This window comes from Mesorhizobium sp. M6A.T.Cr.TU.014.01.1.1 (assembly GCF_004022765.1).
GTDB lineage: Bacteria > Pseudomonadota > Alphaproteobacteria > Rhizobiales > Rhizobiaceae > Mesorhizobium > Mesorhizobium mediterraneum.
On the sequence record NZ_RZPG01000107.1, the window covers coordinates 1 to 445 of the forward strand.

At 65.4% G+C, this 445-nt stretch carries 1 pseudogene; it reads right to left on the minus strand.

The annotated features are described in order from the left end of the window. A pseudogene (locus EN885_RS33165) lies at positions 1 to 445 on the minus strand (sugar ABC transporter permease); the annotation flags it as partial.

Sequence of the window (445 nt, forward strand, 5' to 3'; positions counted from 1 at the left end):
GTTCGCGCTTGCGGCGCGTCCTCACCCCGAAATAGGCGTAGGCCAGAACAGCGATCAGGCCCAGCACGATCGTCGTCATGTGCAGCGTCAGGCCGCTGCCCATGATGGTCTTGCCGGCCGCGTTCACTGTTGGCGGGATCAGCGTCAGCGGGCCGATGACATCCGGGATGAAGCCGGAGCTGAGCGCCTTGAAGCCATCGGGTAGCGGCCCCACCGAGGATCCGCCGCCCAGCAGGGCCTGGCAGATGCCGCGGAAGATCAGCATGCCGGCCAGGGTGACGATGAAGCTCGGTATTCGGTGATAGGCGATCCAGTAGCCTTGCGCCGCACCGATCGCGCCACCCACGATCAGGCAGATGATCGACACCACCAGCGGATTGCTGAACGGACCGAGCGGCCAGATGACCATCATCATCGCCGCCAGCGCGCCGATGAAGCCAGCGAC